Below are 13161 nucleotides of genomic sequence, written 5' to 3'. Positions count from 1 at the left end.
GACTGGTTCCTCATCCCCGGGCACCTCCCCACGCCCCCGCAGTCGGTGTTCCCGCGACCGCGGGGCGGACGGGGCCGGAACAATCCGGAGACCGAAGGAGCGGCACCGCTACTCAGAGAGTTTCGGTGACACGTCCCCGAGGATATTTCCCAGTTTCGGGTAACGGTCCGCTGAACCTCCGCACACCGGATGTTGAGCCGGCCGTTACCCGAGTTACGGGGCTCGCGCACGTGGTTTGAAAAACGTGGCGTGAGCACCTAGTATCAGGTAACTGGCACAAAAATGAACCAGTCATACCCGTATGCCCCCTTTCGAAAGACGTGGGGCTGTCGGCAGTATGGCACTACCACCTATGTGGCTGCGAGAGTCGTAGCCACCGCGAAGTCCAGGAGGACATACAGTGGCAAAGGCGAAGTTCGAGCGTACGAAGCCGCACGTCAACATCGGTACCATCGGTCACGTCGACCATGGTAAGACCACCACCACCGCAGCCATCACCAAGGTTCTGGCTGAGGCTTACCCGGATCTGAACCAGGCCTTCGCCTTCGACGCCATCGACAAGGCGCCGGAGGAGAAGGAGCGTGGTATCACGATCAACATCTCCCACGTGGAGTACCAGACCGAGAAGCGCCACTACGCGCACGTCGACGCCCCCGGTCACGCCGACTACATCAAGAACATGATCACCGGTGCGGCTCAGATGGACGGTGCCATCCTCGTTGTCGCCGCCACCGACGGCCCGATGCCCCAGACCCGTGAGCACGTTCTGCTCGCGCGCCAGGTTGGCGTCCCCTACATCCTCGTTGCGCTCAACAAGTGCGACATGGTCGACGACGAGGAAATCCTCGAGCTCGTCGAAATGGAGGTCCGTGAGCTCCTCGGTGAGCAGGAGTACGATGAGGAAGCTCCGATCATCCACATCTCCGCGCTGAAGGCTCTCGAGGGCGACCCCGAGTGGTCCGAGAAGATCGTTGAGCTCATGAAGGCCTGCGACGAGTCCATCCCGGACCCCGAGCGCGAGACCGACAAGCCCTTCCTGATGCCCATCGAGGACATCTTCACGATCACCGGTCGTGGCACCGTCGTCACCGGTCGTGTCGAGCGTGGCCAGCTGAAGGTCAACGAGGAGGTCGAGATCCTCGGCATCCGCGAGAAGAGCCAGACTACCACGGTCACCGGCATCGAGATGTTCCGGAAGCTGCTCGACTACACCGAAGCCGGCGACAACTGTGGTCTGCTCCTCCGTGGCATCAAGCGCGAGGACGTCGAGCGTGGCCAGATCGTGGCCAAGCCGGGTGCCTACACTCCGCACACCGAGTTCGAGGGCTCCGTCTACATCCTGTCCAAGGATGAGGGTGGTCGCCACACCCCGTTCTTCGACAACTACCGTCCGCAGTTCTACTTCCGCACCACCGACGTCACCGGCGTCGTGAAGCTGCCGGAGGGCACGGAGATGGTCATGCCCGGCGACAACGTCGACATGTCCGTCACCCTGATCCAGCCGGTCGCCATGGACGAAGGCCTGCGCTTCGCTATCCGCGAGGGCGGCCGCACCGTCGGCGCCGGTCGCGTCACCAAGATCATCAAGTAATACCGATGATCTTGACTAGGTCCTAGGGCTGACGCCCGGGAACCTAGCACCCGAAACCCCGTTCCACGTACAGCGTGGGCCGGGGTTTCGGAATTTCTGAGAGCAGTCTCGGGCGCACACAGGTTTCCGAACAGGGTCGCTACGGTGATCGGAGGCGCGGTGCGTGTGTTTCTGTATACGGGCTGTCGGATACGGTCCCCCGGTAGGCCTGGCAGTAAGCACCCGATCGAGGGTGCCTGCGCTTTTCAGATGGGGCTCTTTCACAGGCCCGCTGAGGAACAGTTCCACGACGGGAGGGGATGCGGGGCCCGGGTCCTGGGCTCATCTGTGGAGTGGTGATGATGGGCGGGAACTGCAGCCCTAACGTGTACTCCTGTGACCGGAGACCGTGCCCTGAGTTGCTGTATCGGTCGGGGCATGCCGGATAGCCTCCCTGGTTTTCAACGCGGGGAGACCGAGAACCTCATCCCGGATGGTTAGCCATGGGCGTCGACCGTTCGAGTGCTTAGGAGCCGGTACCGGGTCTGGTTCATCGAACAACGATGAGACCCCGCAGCTGCCCCCGAAGGGGAGATCGCTGCGGGGTCTACCGGATACCGTAGGTTACGGAGCGCCTCAGGTTAATCAGAGTTCATGGTTCTGTGGGACCCTGTCCATGTGTATCCGGTAGGACGTCGCGGCATCGCTCGGACCGATGGCGTCCCGGAGGTCCCGATCGGCCTGTTCGATTGCGGTCTGTATTCCCTGAACGCTGCAGTCGGAGGCGGCATCAACGGTGAATTCGATGGTGGTCAGTCCTCGGTCAATGACGACGCGCTTCCGGACCTTCGAAATCCCGTGTGTGTCTTCGAGGGAGTCAGCGACGGCGTCCGCGAGGGAGCTGAGGTTGAAGTTGATGTCGCCCATGTCGGTGGATGCACTGCTGGTGACCACGGTGACAGAACGGCGTAGGACATTTGCGACGATCAACCAGAGCCCGATGATGATACCGCCGACGAGGACCCCAACGAGCGCCCAGTCGTACCACCCGAGTTCGGGAGCGTTCGCCCACATCTGCTGATCCGCATACTCGGTGACGCGGTGCGCCTCGGGGACATCGAAGAACAATCCGATGGACCAAACCCCGAGGAAGGTCAATGCGAGACCCACGACGAAGACAAGCAGACGGTCGACAAAAGCTAGTCCGTGGCTCACTTGGAGGCCTCCTTTTTTTGGACCTGAACGTTCAGCGCAGGCGCGCCCGCGACCAGGTCGGCCAGGGGCCGGAGGGACTGCTGCAGTTCGTCCCGCAACTTCTGGTCCTGGGGGTTGCCGATCACGGTGACGTCAATGGAGCGCTTGCGGGCGACGGTGTGCGCTCCCATGACACCCGGGACCCGCTGAGCACTTGCGGTGCACATCCGGGCGATATCGACGGGTCGCATCCAGACGGCGACCTCGGAGTTGATCTCCCGGTGCGTCTTCGTTCTCGGGCGGACTGACGCCCAGAGCAGCAGAAGACCGATGATGAGAGCAGCGATACCTGCCGGCAGCATCCAGTTCCGGTAGCTGAGAGCGCTGATCCAGTTGGTTGCGGTGGAAACCCATGGCTGCCACTCAACGTCGGCATAGCGAATGTAGAGATCCCGTCCGGCGACGCCCGCTGCCGCAAGCAGCAGCAGGCCGAGCAAGATCGCCAGATAGCGAGCGACGGGACTGGCGGCTGGCCGGTGCCCTCGGACCGTCTGGACTTCACTCATCTCTGAAAACCGCCTTCACATTGGCAGGGTCGACGCGGACCGGAACGATAGTACTGGGTTTGATGGTGATCGGTCGGAGTTCTGTCGGAGTGACATTGACCCTACGTCGACTGACCGGACGCCCCTCGGAAACCGGTCGTGCGTCTACCCGCGGCTTTCGTGTGACACCAATCGGATTACGCTTGACCGGTGTCAGCCGGACCGGACGTGGTTCTCTGATGGAACTCACCCGTAGGGTCTCGGCATGGATCTGGGCCAGGCGGTGACTGTCCGGAGCATGGACGCTGACCAACCGGGTCGGCTCAGGGGTCTCGACCTTACGGAGTGCCTGCGGATGCGGGACCATCACGGACCGGGGCTGGGGGGCCTCCGGTACGGAGACCGCGACCGAGGGGAGCTCTCGGGCAGTCACGGGTTTCAAGGGTGCGGGATCAGGCACGGTGATGTCGGCGAGCGGCTGGGACTCGGAGACGGTGATGTCGGCGAGCGGCCGCGGATCCGCTACGGAGATTTCCTGTAATGGAGCGCTAGCGGAGACCTGGGGTGAGAACACCTGTGCGGCTGCTTTTCCGGTGACGGAGACGGTATGGAGTTCTCCGGGCTCGGAAACCGTGATCGGCCTCAGATCCTCGGGCACTCCGGTCGAGATCTCCCGGAGTGCGGCGTTGTCCGGTCCGGAGACAGTGACCGGTCGGAGCGTGTCGCTTCCGGATGTGACCGACACCGGTTTTAGTTCAGAACCGCGGGAGCTGCAGGTGATTTCGTTGAGCGCCGCGTTCGTCGCGGTGACGACGACGGATCTCAGGCGCGGCGTCGTGTCGAAGGCACTGAGCTCGGCCTCGGTCACGCGGTCTGCGCCGGGGACGATGGGGCCGACGGTGACGTTGACGCGGACGACCGGGATATTCGTCATGTCGCGCACCCAGTCGAAGATGGTCGTACGGACGGTTTCGGCGACTCGGGTCACGGGGGAAGGCCAGCTGACGGCGATGTAGGCATCGATGGCCACGGCATCGGCGTTGCGGTCGAGCTCCACGTCGAAGCGCGGGTAGTTGCGTCCGAGTACATCCAGGCCTCCGGCCTGACCCGTGGTGCCGGGGACACTCGCTGCCGCCTGACGGACGATCTTAGTAACGGTTTTTTCGGAGATCTTCACCCGCCCGCGGCTTGGGCTGTGGTACTCCGATCCCCTGGGAGTCCGGAGGTAGTCCGGAACCGTGTTTCCGGTAGACCCGGGGACATCGGAATCTGGGGCCTCTGAAAGTTTCTGCGTTGCCCCGGTCCCAGAGCTGAGCGTTCCGTCGGATACTTCCTCGACGGGTGTTTCGGCGCGCGCTGAAACGGCCTGCTCGTTGTCGCGATCGGGGGTTGTGATGGTGGCCTCGTCGTTTGCGGAGGGGTCGACCAAGTCCGGCTGTACGTCGGTAGCGGGTCCAGGCGCGGGCTCCCGGCTCCGGGCCGGGGTCCCGGGGTCGGGTTCAGGGGCGGGCATGGGCTCGACGGAGGCCGATCGAGCGGAGGCTTCCTCGCCTTCATGACCATCATTCGGTCCGGGGAACTCTGACGAAAGCGCATCCGGAGATTCCGTTGACTCCTCGGGTTGAGGAACATCGGTGACGGCATCTCCACAGTCGGCATCGCCGGGGTGGACGGAGACCCCGTTGCCTCGGAGGATGCGCCGATCCTCGTCAGCCTTGTCGTCGGCATCGGCGATCTCGGCGAGCGCCTGATCCGCGCGACGCTCAGCTTCCGCGCGCAGGCGAGACTCAGCAGATCCGGTGGTGGTTCCCCCATTTCCGTTCTGGGGGGCGCCGGTCGTGGCTGAGGGATCGGTGCTGGAGCGCCGCGTGGATTTGCGGGATCTTCCAGAACGTTTCGTCAACGAGATTACCCCCTGTTGCTGGAGCCGTTGATGATGGCGCGGAGGTCAATTTTGCCGTCGAAGTGGGCGCCAATGACGCCTCCGACGGTGACGAAGAGGAGGGCCCAGAGGAAGCCGACCAGACCACCGACGATCACGGCAAAAGCGAATGCGAAGCCGAGAATGAGGCCGATCACGGTAAGAGATTTCATGACACTCTTTCAGAGTAGAAGTGTGATGGGGACGGGCGGGCAGAACGGGTGGGGGACCGTCAGTCAGCTAGCGTCGCTGAAGAAGACGTCAACGGGTTCGGAGACATACCTTCCCGCGGTGGTGCGAACCTTATCGGCTAGTGCGCCGAGGTCGGGTAGCTGAGACAGATCTGCGATGAGATGGATTTCCATCCGGGTCTCGGCCGGACGGCCGCGGGGCGTGAAGAGGTGGAGTCCACGCACCCGGGCGCCGGGGTAGAGCATCGCAACCTCACCGAACTGTCCACCGTGCATGCCGGCAACCCCCGGGAGGGAGAGAATCTCATCCCGGAGTGCTTCGGCCTGCTCGAAGGAGATGGGATCAGGTTGCACGGAGTCAGGTCCTACTTGACGCGGGGCTCGCGGTCGACCTCAACCTCGGCCGCCTCGAGTTCCTTGACCTCATCCTCCGCGGACTCCTGGTTGTCGTCATCCAGATCGAGGTGCACGTCGTGGACGGTCACGTTGACCTCGGTCACCTCGAGACCGGTCATCCGCTCGATAGCGTTGATGATGTTGCGGCGGATCGCGTCGGCCAGCTCGTGGATCGCGACACCGTACTCGGCGACGATTGCAACATCGGCTGCGGCCTGAGTCTCGCCTACCTCGACGGAGACACCCTGGCGGACGTCAACACGGGAGCCAGCCATGTCGCGCAGTGCGCCCAGGGCGCGGGCGGCGCCGCCGCCGAGGGCGTGAACGCCGGAAACCTCACGTGCGGCCATGCCTGCGATCTTCGCGACGACGACGTCATCGATGTGGGTGCGGCCGTGGTCGGTCTCGAGGGCGGAGTTGCGCTCGATGCTGTTGTCTTCGACGGTGGCGGGGGACTTGCTGTCGGACTTGTTTTCGCTCATTGAGATGCTCCTCGTGTAATCAAGCGGTAGTGGATGCACCATGTCGGCGGTGCACTAGGTTGATCCTAGGTGAGGGCGTGGGTATCGCGCTGCCCTGTACGTAATACGTTACATGTTTGACGCTTTTTGGGGGTTCGCTTGCCACTCGGCGAGGGGTGTGTTTCAATACTCAGGTTGCTCCAACACGGCATACCCGTATGCGCTGACCACGTAGCTCCTGCAGTTGCGGTTGCGCGGTTCGGGCGATGGCGCTGGTGGAGCAAACATGGCACCTGATGTCTGTGGTTCCCCGATCTGATCAGGGTACTGCTGAAATCTCGGTGTCTCCGCAGATGGCGGAAGCTCTAGCTTCCTCCTCTTGCGGAGACCGGGAACCATCAAGGGAGCATGGCAAATAAACAGCGGCAGTAGGCAGGATGCCCGCCCACGCCGGAAATCAGGTAGCTGAATATATTTCAGTCATCTGGGGTTCTGGCGTCGAGTGGTCCGTATCCCGACGACCTGACACACCTCATACGCCCACAGTAACTAGTTCGATCATGATTTCCGTATCCGGGATCATCTGAGAACCGGTCTCTGCGTGGAAGAACGGGTGGTTGTTTGTGGTTCATGTGACCCGGTGATTTTCCCGGTCAGATTTTCAGACAGGTTCAGGTCAGGACAACTGGCGTTGCGCCCGAGTTTCCGTGGTTCACGGCCGGACAACGTTATAGAGATGACAACAGCGATCCCCCACCAATCATTGCGATGTGGGGAAGCGAAGGAAGAGGACAAACGTGGCGGGACAAAAGATCCGCATCAGGCTGAAGGCCTACGACCACGAAGCGATTGACGCGTCCGCGCGGAAGATCGTCGAGACCGTCACCCGGACGGGTGCACGCGTCGTCGGCCCGGTGCCGCTGCCCACTGAAAAGAACGTGTACGCCGTTATTCGTTCTCCCCACAAGTACAAGGACTCGCGCGAGCACTTCGAGATGCGCACGCATAAGCGCCTCATCGACATCCTTGACCCGACGCCGAAGACGGTCGACGCGCTCATGCGCATCGACCTTCCCGCAAGTGTCGACGTCAACATCCAGTGATCGCGTACAACAGTCTTTCAGCCAGTGGAGAATAAGTAATGAGTGAAACAGAGATCAAGGGCATTCTGGGCACCAAGCTCGGTATGACCCAGGTCTTCGATGACGACAACCGGGTCATCCCGGTCACCGTTGTCGAAGCTGGGCCATGCGTGGTCACCCAGATTCGCACCATCGACAACGATGGCTACAACGCCATCCAGATCGCCTACGGCGACATTGACCCGCGCAAGGCGAACAAGCCTGCCGGTGGTCATTTCAAGAAGGCTGGCGTTACCCCCCGCCGGCACGTGGCGGAGATCCGCATGGACGATGTCTCCGGTTACGAGCTGGGACAGGACGTTACCGTCGATATCTTCGAGGGCATCACCTTCGTCGACGTCACCGGTACGTCCAAAGGCAAGGGCTACGCCGGCGCCATGAAGCGCCACGGTTTCGCCGGTCAGGGTGCGTCCCACGGTAACCAGGCAGCACACCGCCGCGTCGGCGGTATCGGTGCCTGCGCCACACCCGGTCGTGTCTTCAAGGGCACCCGGATGGCCGGACGCATGGGTAATGAGCGCGTCACCACCCAGAACCTCAAGGTTCAGAAGATTGATGCCGACGCCAACCTGCTGCTCATCAAGGGCGCGATCCCGGGTGTGCGTGGCGGCGTCGTAACCGTTAAAACCGCAGTGAAGGGCGGTGCACACGCATGACCAACCTCAAGCTTGACGTCCAGAAGGCCGACGGCGCAACCGCCGGCCAGGTCGAGCTGCCTGCCGAGATCTTCGACCGCGAGGCATCAGTTGCACTGATGCACCAGGTCGTCCTCGGACAGCTCGCGGCCAAGCGCCAGGGCACGCACTCCACCAAGACCCGCGCACAGGTGTCCGGTGGCGGTCGTAAGCCGTTCCGCCAGAAGGGAACCGGTCGGGCCCGTCAGGGCTCGATCCGCGCTCCGCACTTCACCGGCGGCGGTATCTCGCACGGCCCCGTGCCGCGCGACTACTCCCAGCGCACCCCCAAGAAGATGAAGGCCGCTGCACTTCGCGGTGCCCTGACCGACCGGGTCCGCCATGAGCGTATCCACGTCGTCAGTGAACTGGTCGAGGGCCAGACGCCGTCGACCAAGTCGGCGCGCGCCTTCATCGAGCGTCTGACCGAACGCCGCAACGTGCTGGTCATCCTCACCCGTGAGGATGTCACCTCCTGGAAGTCTGTCCGCAACCTGCCGGGCGTGCACATCCTCACCGAGGACCAGCTGAACACCTACGACGTCCTCAAGTCGGACGACATCGTGTTCTCCGTTGAGGCTCTGACCACCTTCATCAACCGGGCCACCGGCGCGGTCAAGGAGGAGGAGAACTAATGAGCACGATCGCCAACCCGCGTGACATCATCATCGCCCCGGTGGTGTCCGAGAAGTCCTACGGACTCATGGAGCAGGGCACGTATGTGTTCTTCGTCTCCCCGGACGCCCACAAGACCCAGATCAAGATCGCTGTCGAGCAGATCTTCGGTGTGAAGGTCGCCAGCGTGAACACCGCCAACCGTGAGGGCAAGCGCAAGCGCTCCCGTTCCGGTTTCGGTCAGCGCAAGGCCACCAAGCGCGCCTTCGTGACGCTCGCTGAAGGCAGCGATTCCATCGACATCTTCGGCGGTTCGGCCGCGTAAGCGCGCCGAAGGTAAGGACTTAGAAAACCCATGGCTATTCGCAAGTACAAGCCGACTACGCCGGGCCGGCGCGCAAGCTCCGTGTCGATGTTCGAGGAAATCACTCGTTCGACGCCGGAGAAGTCACTGCTGCGTCCCCTGCACAAGACCGGCGGCCGTAACGTTCACGGCCACATCACCACCCGCCACAAGGGTGGCGGACACAAGCGCCAGTACCGCCTGATCGACTTCCGGCGGCACGACAAGGACGGCATCGAGGCGAAGGTCGCTCACATCGAGTACGACCCGAACCGCACCGCCAACATCGCGCTGCTGCACTACGTCGACGGCGAGAAGCGCTACATCATCGCCCCTCGCAACCTGCGTCAGGGTGCCACCGTCGAAGCCGGCGCCAATGCCGACATCAAGCCCGGTAACAACCTGCCGCTACGCAACATCCCAGCTGGTGCCACAGTGCACTGCGTCGAGCTGAAGCCCGGTGGCGGCGCCAAGCTGGCCCGTTCTGCGGGAACGTCCATCCAGCTCCTCGGTAAGGAAGGAAAATATGCGATCCTGCGTATGCCCTCCTCCGAAATCCGCCGCGTGGACATCCGCTGCCGTGCCACCATCGGTGAGGTCGGCAACGCCGATCAGATCAACATCCGTTGGGGCAAAGCCGGCCGTATGCGCTGGAAGGGCTGGCGCCCGACCGTCCGCGGTGTCGTCATGAACCCCGTCGACCACCCGCACGGTGGTGGCGAGGGCAAGACCTCCGGTGGTCGTCACCCCGTTTCCCCGTGGGGCCAGCCTGAAGGCCGGACCCGCCGCCCGAATCGTCCGAGCGACAAGCTGATCATGCGTCGTCGCCGCAGCAACAAGAACAAGAAGCGCTAGGAGGTAACAGACAATGCCACGCAGCCTCAAAAAAGGCCCGTTCGTCGATGAGCACCTCCTTGCCAAGGTTGATGCACAGAACGAGAAGGGCACCAAGCAGGTCATCAAGACCTGGTCCCGTCGGTCCACCATTCTCCCCGATTTCATCGGTCACACCTTCGCCGTCCATGACGGTCGTAAGCACGTGCCGGTGTTCGTGGACGACTCGATGGTCGGACACAAGTTGGGCGAATTCGCCCCGACCAAGACCTTCAAGGGTCACATCAAGGACGACAAGAAGGGACGTCGATAAGCGATGAGCGAAGACACCATCACGTCCGCAAGCGCGACGGCCCGTTACGTCCGCGTCACCCCCATGAAGGCACGGCGGGTCATCGACCTGGTCCGCGGCAAGTCCGTGGCCGAGGCCCTCGCCATCCTGAAGTACGCCCCGCAGGCGGCCAGCGAGCCGGTTGCCAAGGTCGTCGCTTCAGCGGCAGCCAACGCCGAGAACAACTTCGGCCTGGACCGCGACTCACTCGTCATCTCCGAGGCCTACGCCGACGAGGGACCGACGATGCGTCGTTTCCGTCCGCGCGCCCAGGGCCGTGCCTTCCACGTCCGCAAGCGCACCAGCCACATCACCGTGGTTGTTGAGAGCCAGAAGGGAAGTGCTCAGTAGTGGGCCAGAAAATTCATCCCCACGGCCTCCGGCTGGGCATCACTTCCGACTGGAAGTCCCACTGGTACGCCGACAAGCAGTACAGCGACTACGTCGCTGAAGACATCAAGATCCGTAATTTCCTGTCCAAGGGCCTCGACCGCGCCGGCATCGCCGACGTCGTCATCGAGCGCACCCGGGACCGGGTCCGCGTCGACATCCACACCGCCCGTCCGGGCATCGTGATCGGTCGCCGTGGCTCCGAGGCCGACCGCATCCGCGGCGAGCTCGAGAAGCTCACCGGCAAGCAGGTCGCCCTCAACATCCTTGAGGTCAAGAACATCGACGCCAACGCTCAGCTGGTGGCACAGTCCATCGCGGAGCAGTTGACCAACCGTGTGGCCTTCCGCCGCGCGATGCGTAAGGCCATCCAGTCCGCGATGCGCCAGCCACAGGTCAAGGGCATCAAGGTCGTGTGTTCCGGTCGTCTCGGCGGCGCTGAGATGTCTCGCACCGAGCGTTACCATGAGGGCCGCGTTCCGCTGCACACGTTGCGTGCGGAAATCGACTACGGCACCTACGAGGCCCACACCACCTTCGGCCGTATCGGCGTGAAGGTCTGGATCTACAAGGGTGACGTTGTCGGCGGCAAGCGCGAGAGTGAAATGAACGCTCCGTCCGACCGCCGTGGTCGTGGTGGCGCCGAGCGTCGCGAGCGTCCGCGCCGTGGCGGCCAGCGTCGCCAGCGCGCCGAGCAGAAGCAGGAGGGCTAGACAGATGCTTATCCCTAAGCGCGTCAAGTACCGCCGGCAGCATCGTCCCACCCGGACAGGTGTGTCCAAGGGCGGAAACCGCGTTACCTTCGGTGACTACGGTATCCAGGCTCTTGAGCCTTGCTACATCACCAACCGTCAGATTGAATCCGCGCGTATCGCGATCAACCGCCACGTCAAGCGTGGCGGCAAGGTGTGGATCAACATCTTCCCGGACCGTCCCTTGACCCAGAAGCCGCTTGGCGTGCGTATGGGTTCCGGTAAAGGCCCCGTCGAGAAGTGGGTGGCCAACGTCAAGCCCGGCCGCGTCCTCTTCGAGATGAGCTACGCCAACGAGGAAGTCGCCCTCGAGGCACTCCGTCGCGCAGCCCAGAAGCTGCCCTGCAAGGTCCGCATCATCAAGAAGGAGGACCAGCTCTAATGGCTAACGGTACCCCCGCATTCGAGCTCCGCGAGCTCAACGCCGAGGAGCTTGTCACCCGCCTCAACGAGGCGAAGGAGGAGCTTTTCAACCTCCGCTTCCAGATGGCCACCGGCCAGCTGACCAACAACGGTCGCCTGAAGACGGTCAAGCGTGACATCGCCCGCATCTACACGGTCATTCGTGAACGTGAACTGGGTCTGTCCGTCGTTCCGGGAGCTGAAGGCTAATCATGAGTGAGGCAAACGTGAACAACCAGGAATCCACCAACGAGAGGGGCGCCCGCAAGGTCCGCACCGGCTATGTTGTTTCGACGAAGATGCAGAAGACCATCGTCGTCGAGCTCGAGGATCGCCGTCAGCACGCGCTGTACGGCAAGACGATCCGCACGAACAGCCGCGTGAAGGCCCATGATGAGGACGGAACCGCCGGTGTCGGCGACCTCGTCCGCATCATCGAGACCCGCCCGCTGAGCAAGGACAAGCACTTCCGTCTCCTCGACATCGTCGAGAAGGCCCGCTAGTTCCGTCCGGCTTCATCCGGGGTCCATTTCCGGTGGCGGGGTAACCGCCACGGGGAACGCCCGAGACCAGCCAACCTGAAGGCCCCGACCGAACCCGGTCGGGGCCTTCAGTCATTCAGGTGGCCCTTCGTTCCGCGGCGCCCTCGTCGGCAGTGTGCAACCGGGATGTCACCTGCCATCAATCGAAGTGAAAGGCAACGATGCCACCATCCACGTCACCCACGGGTATCGGCGTCATCCGCGATCGGCTCCACGCGCTCGGATTCGGCACCGGCACACGTGACGGCGAGCTAATCGTGATCGTCGGGGAACTCACCTATTGGTTCAAGGTGTGTAAACCTGGCGACAGATTGACCGTCACCACGGCCTACCCGAGGCCGCTCCAAGGTCGGACGGAGACTCTCGCCGGGGAGCTGCTGTCCGCCGCCCTCAACGGCATCCCCGGACCGGGTAAGGTTTCGCTCCTGCCCGATGTAGGGATACTGACGGTCACGTTCGATTTTCCGCTCGGTGCGCCGATTCCCGCAGAGGAACTCGATGAGTTCATCCTCGAGGCCCTGAGCACCGGGGTGATCGTCGCCGAGCGGATCTCGGCCGAGCTTGACCCCCTGATCCGGCGGGTGGAGGACATGACGAGGACCTGACCGGTGCAACTGGCCCCCATGCGTCCCCGCCCACGGTGTGAAGTGGTCATCCAGCGAACGATCCACGACCAACCAATCTCAACTAGGGTGCCGTGGGTTAGGTAAGACTTGTGGCAATGTAAGCTAGTTAAAAGCTGAAGCTAAGGCTGTCCTACGGCATGTGGGGCCTCCAACGAGTCCGTGGACCGGCTGGCGATTTGTCGTGCTGTCCCGCGCTCCAGATCCCAAGTCGTCTCGCCACACAATGACAGGA

The 13161-nt window shown here is 62.9% G+C and carries 19 protein-coding genes; 13 read left to right on the top strand and 6 right to left on the bottom strand.

Translation table 11 applies throughout. The features are described from left to right. Window positions 1-400 precede the first annotated feature (400 nt). A complete protein-coding gene (gene tuf, locus JDV76_RS00705) occupies window positions 401-1591 on the top strand; it encodes an elongation factor Tu (protein ID WP_198734967.1) in 1191 nt (396 codons plus the stop codon). Between the two features lie 624 nt (window positions 1592-2215). Here the strand turns inward: tuf and JDV76_RS00700 are convergent. The 6 genes from JDV76_RS00700 to JDV76_RS00675 form a co-directional block, all read right to left on the bottom strand. Further along, the gene (locus tag JDV76_RS00700) at window positions 2216-2785 is read right to left on the bottom strand and encodes an Asp23/Gls24 family envelope stress response protein (protein ID WP_198734966.1); all 570 of its coding nucleotides are present in this window, start codon (window positions 2783-2785) and stop codon (window positions 2216-2218) included. Continuing rightward, complete coding sequence (locus tag JDV76_RS00695; protein WP_198734965.1) at window positions 2782-3330, bottom strand: DUF6286 domain-containing protein; 549 nt, start codon at window positions 3328-3330, stop codon at window positions 2782-2784. The genes JDV76_RS00700 and JDV76_RS00695 overlap by 4 nt, the downstream gene beginning before the upstream one ends. Beyond that, complete coding sequence (locus tag JDV76_RS00690) at window positions 3323-5212, bottom strand: Asp23/Gls24 family envelope stress response protein (RefSeq protein WP_198734964.1); 1890 nt, start codon at window positions 5210-5212, stop codon at window positions 3323-3325. The genes JDV76_RS00695 and JDV76_RS00690 overlap by 8 nt, the downstream gene beginning before the upstream one ends. Before the next feature lie 5 nt (window positions 5213-5217). Further along, window positions 5218-5403 carry a hypothetical protein gene (locus JDV76_RS00685; RefSeq protein WP_198734963.1) on the bottom strand — a complete coding sequence of 62 codons (186 nt, stop codon included), beginning with the start codon at window positions 5401-5403 and terminating at the stop codon, window positions 5218-5220. Window positions 5404-5466: 63 nt separating this feature from the next. Next, window positions 5467-5775: a hypothetical protein gene (locus tag JDV76_RS00680; protein ID WP_198734962.1), complete on the bottom strand. Its 309-nt coding sequence runs from the start codon at window positions 5773-5775 to the stop codon at window positions 5467-5469. Between the two features lie 11 nt (window positions 5776-5786). Beyond that, window positions 5787-6299, bottom strand: a complete 513-nt coding sequence (locus tag JDV76_RS00675; protein WP_198734961.1) for an Asp23/Gls24 family envelope stress response protein — start codon at window positions 6297-6299, stop codon at window positions 5787-5789. 776 nt (window positions 6300-7075) lie between these two features. Between JDV76_RS00675 and rpsJ the strand changes: the two genes are divergently transcribed. From rpsJ to JDV76_RS00615, 12 genes are all read left to right on the top strand, one after another. After that, complete coding sequence (gene rpsJ, locus JDV76_RS00670) at window positions 7076-7381, top strand: 30S ribosomal protein S10 (protein ID WP_003854291.1); 306 nt, start codon at window positions 7076-7078, stop codon at window positions 7379-7381. A 38-nt stretch (window positions 7382-7419) separates the two neighbouring features. After that, a complete protein-coding gene (gene rplC, locus JDV76_RS00665) occupies window positions 7420-8076 on the top strand; it encodes a 50S ribosomal protein L3 (RefSeq protein WP_198734960.1) in 657 nt (218 codons plus the stop codon). Beyond that, a complete protein-coding gene (gene rplD, locus JDV76_RS00660) occupies window positions 8073-8729 on the top strand; it encodes a 50S ribosomal protein L4 (protein ID WP_198734959.1) in 657 nt (218 codons plus the stop codon). The genes rplC and rplD overlap by 4 nt, the downstream gene beginning before the upstream one ends. Continuing rightward, entirely contained in the window at window positions 8729-9034 is a 306-nt protein-coding gene (gene rplW / locus JDV76_RS00655) for a 50S ribosomal protein L23 (RefSeq protein WP_198734958.1), read from the top strand. The genes rplD and rplW overlap by 1 nt, the downstream gene beginning before the upstream one ends. A gap of 30 nt (window positions 9035-9064) precedes the next feature. Further along, the gene (gene rplB, locus JDV76_RS00650) at window positions 9065-9907 is read left to right on the top strand and encodes a 50S ribosomal protein L2 (RefSeq protein ID WP_198734957.1); all 843 of its coding nucleotides are present in this window, start codon (window positions 9065-9067) and stop codon (window positions 9905-9907) included. A 13-nt stretch (window positions 9908-9920) separates the two neighbouring features. Beyond that, the gene (gene rpsS / locus JDV76_RS00645; protein ID WP_013241207.1) at window positions 9921-10199 is read left to right on the top strand and encodes a 30S ribosomal protein S19; all 279 of its coding nucleotides are present in this window, start codon (window positions 9921-9923) and stop codon (window positions 10197-10199) included. Between the two features lie 3 nt (window positions 10200-10202). After that, window positions 10203-10568: a 50S ribosomal protein L22 gene (gene rplV, locus JDV76_RS00640; protein WP_198734956.1), complete on the top strand. Its 366-nt coding sequence runs from the start codon at window positions 10203-10205 to the stop codon at window positions 10566-10568. Next, window positions 10568-11320 carry a 30S ribosomal protein S3 gene (gene rpsC / locus JDV76_RS00635; protein WP_198734955.1) on the top strand — a complete coding sequence of 251 codons (753 nt, stop codon included), beginning with the start codon at window positions 10568-10570 and terminating at the stop codon, window positions 11318-11320. The genes rplV and rpsC overlap by 1 nt, the downstream gene beginning before the upstream one ends. 4 nt (window positions 11321-11324) lie before the next feature. Next, a complete protein-coding gene (gene rplP / locus JDV76_RS00630; protein ID WP_198734954.1) occupies window positions 11325-11741 on the top strand; it encodes a 50S ribosomal protein L16 in 417 nt (138 codons plus the stop codon). After that, window positions 11741-11971, top strand: coding sequence for a 50S ribosomal protein L29 (rpmC, locus tag JDV76_RS00625; protein WP_198734953.1), 231 nt, complete (start codon window positions 11741-11743; stop codon window positions 11969-11971). The genes rplP and rpmC overlap by 1 nt, the downstream gene beginning before the upstream one ends. A 2-nt stretch (window positions 11972-11973) precedes the next feature. Continuing rightward, window positions 11974-12264, top strand: coding sequence for a 30S ribosomal protein S17 (gene rpsQ, locus JDV76_RS00620; RefSeq protein WP_198734952.1), 291 nt, complete (start codon window positions 11974-11976; stop codon window positions 12262-12264). Between the two features lie 200 nt (window positions 12265-12464). Further along, entirely contained in the window at window positions 12465-12908 is a 444-nt protein-coding gene (locus JDV76_RS00615; protein WP_198734951.1) for a hypothetical protein, read from the top strand. Window positions 12909-13161 lie beyond the last annotated feature (253 nt).

This window comes from Corynebacterium marambiense (assembly GCF_016342275.1).
In the GTDB taxonomy this organism is placed as follows: domain Bacteria; phylum Actinomycetota; class Actinomycetes; order Mycobacteriales; family Mycobacteriaceae; genus Corynebacterium; species Corynebacterium marambiense.
The sequence above is the reverse complement of the archived record's forward strand: the minus strand, read 5'-3'. Positions and strand labels throughout refer to the sequence as shown.

Bases quoted from the DNA above. Each gene is read 5' to 3' on its own strand.
- JDV76_RS00695 (WP_198734965.1), bottom strand. From the start codon at position 3,330: ATGAGTGAAGTCCAGACGGTCCGAGGGCACCGGCCAGCCGCCAGTCCC.
- JDV76_RS00685 (WP_198734963.1), bottom strand. From the start codon at position 5,403: ATGAAATCTCTTACCGTGATCGGCCTCATTCTCGGCTTCGCATTCGCT.
- JDV76_RS00675 (WP_198734961.1), bottom strand. From the start codon at position 6,299: ATGAGCGAAAACAAGTCCGACAGCAAGTCCCCCGCCACCGTCGAAGAC.
- rplC (WP_198734960.1), top strand. From the start codon at position 7,420: ATGAGTGAAACAGAGATCAAGGGCATTCTGGGCACCAAGCTCGGTATG.
- rplD (WP_198734959.1), top strand. From the start codon at position 8,073: ATGACCAACCTCAAGCTTGACGTCCAGAAGGCCGACGGCGCAACCGCC.
- rplW (WP_198734958.1), top strand. From the start codon at position 8,729: ATGAGCACGATCGCCAACCCGCGTGACATCATCATCGCCCCGGTGGTG.
- rplB (WP_198734957.1), top strand. From the start codon at position 9,065: ATGGCTATTCGCAAGTACAAGCCGACTACGCCGGGCCGGCGCGCAAGC.
- rpsS (WP_013241207.1), top strand. From the start codon at position 9,921: ATGCCACGCAGCCTCAAAAAAGGCCCGTTCGTCGATGAGCACCTCCTT.
- rplV (WP_198734956.1), top strand. From the start codon at position 10,203: ATGAGCGAAGACACCATCACGTCCGCAAGCGCGACGGCCCGTTACGTC.
- rplP (WP_198734954.1), top strand. From the start codon at position 11,325: ATGCTTATCCCTAAGCGCGTCAAGTACCGCCGGCAGCATCGTCCCACC.
- rpmC (WP_198734953.1), top strand. From the start codon at position 11,741: ATGGCTAACGGTACCCCCGCATTCGAGCTCCGCGAGCTCAACGCCGAG.
- rpsQ (WP_198734952.1), top strand. From the start codon at position 11,974: ATGAGTGAGGCAAACGTGAACAACCAGGAATCCACCAACGAGAGGGGC.
- JDV76_RS00615 (WP_198734951.1), top strand. From the start codon at position 12,465: ATGCCACCATCCACGTCACCCACGGGTATCGGCGTCATCCGCGATCGG.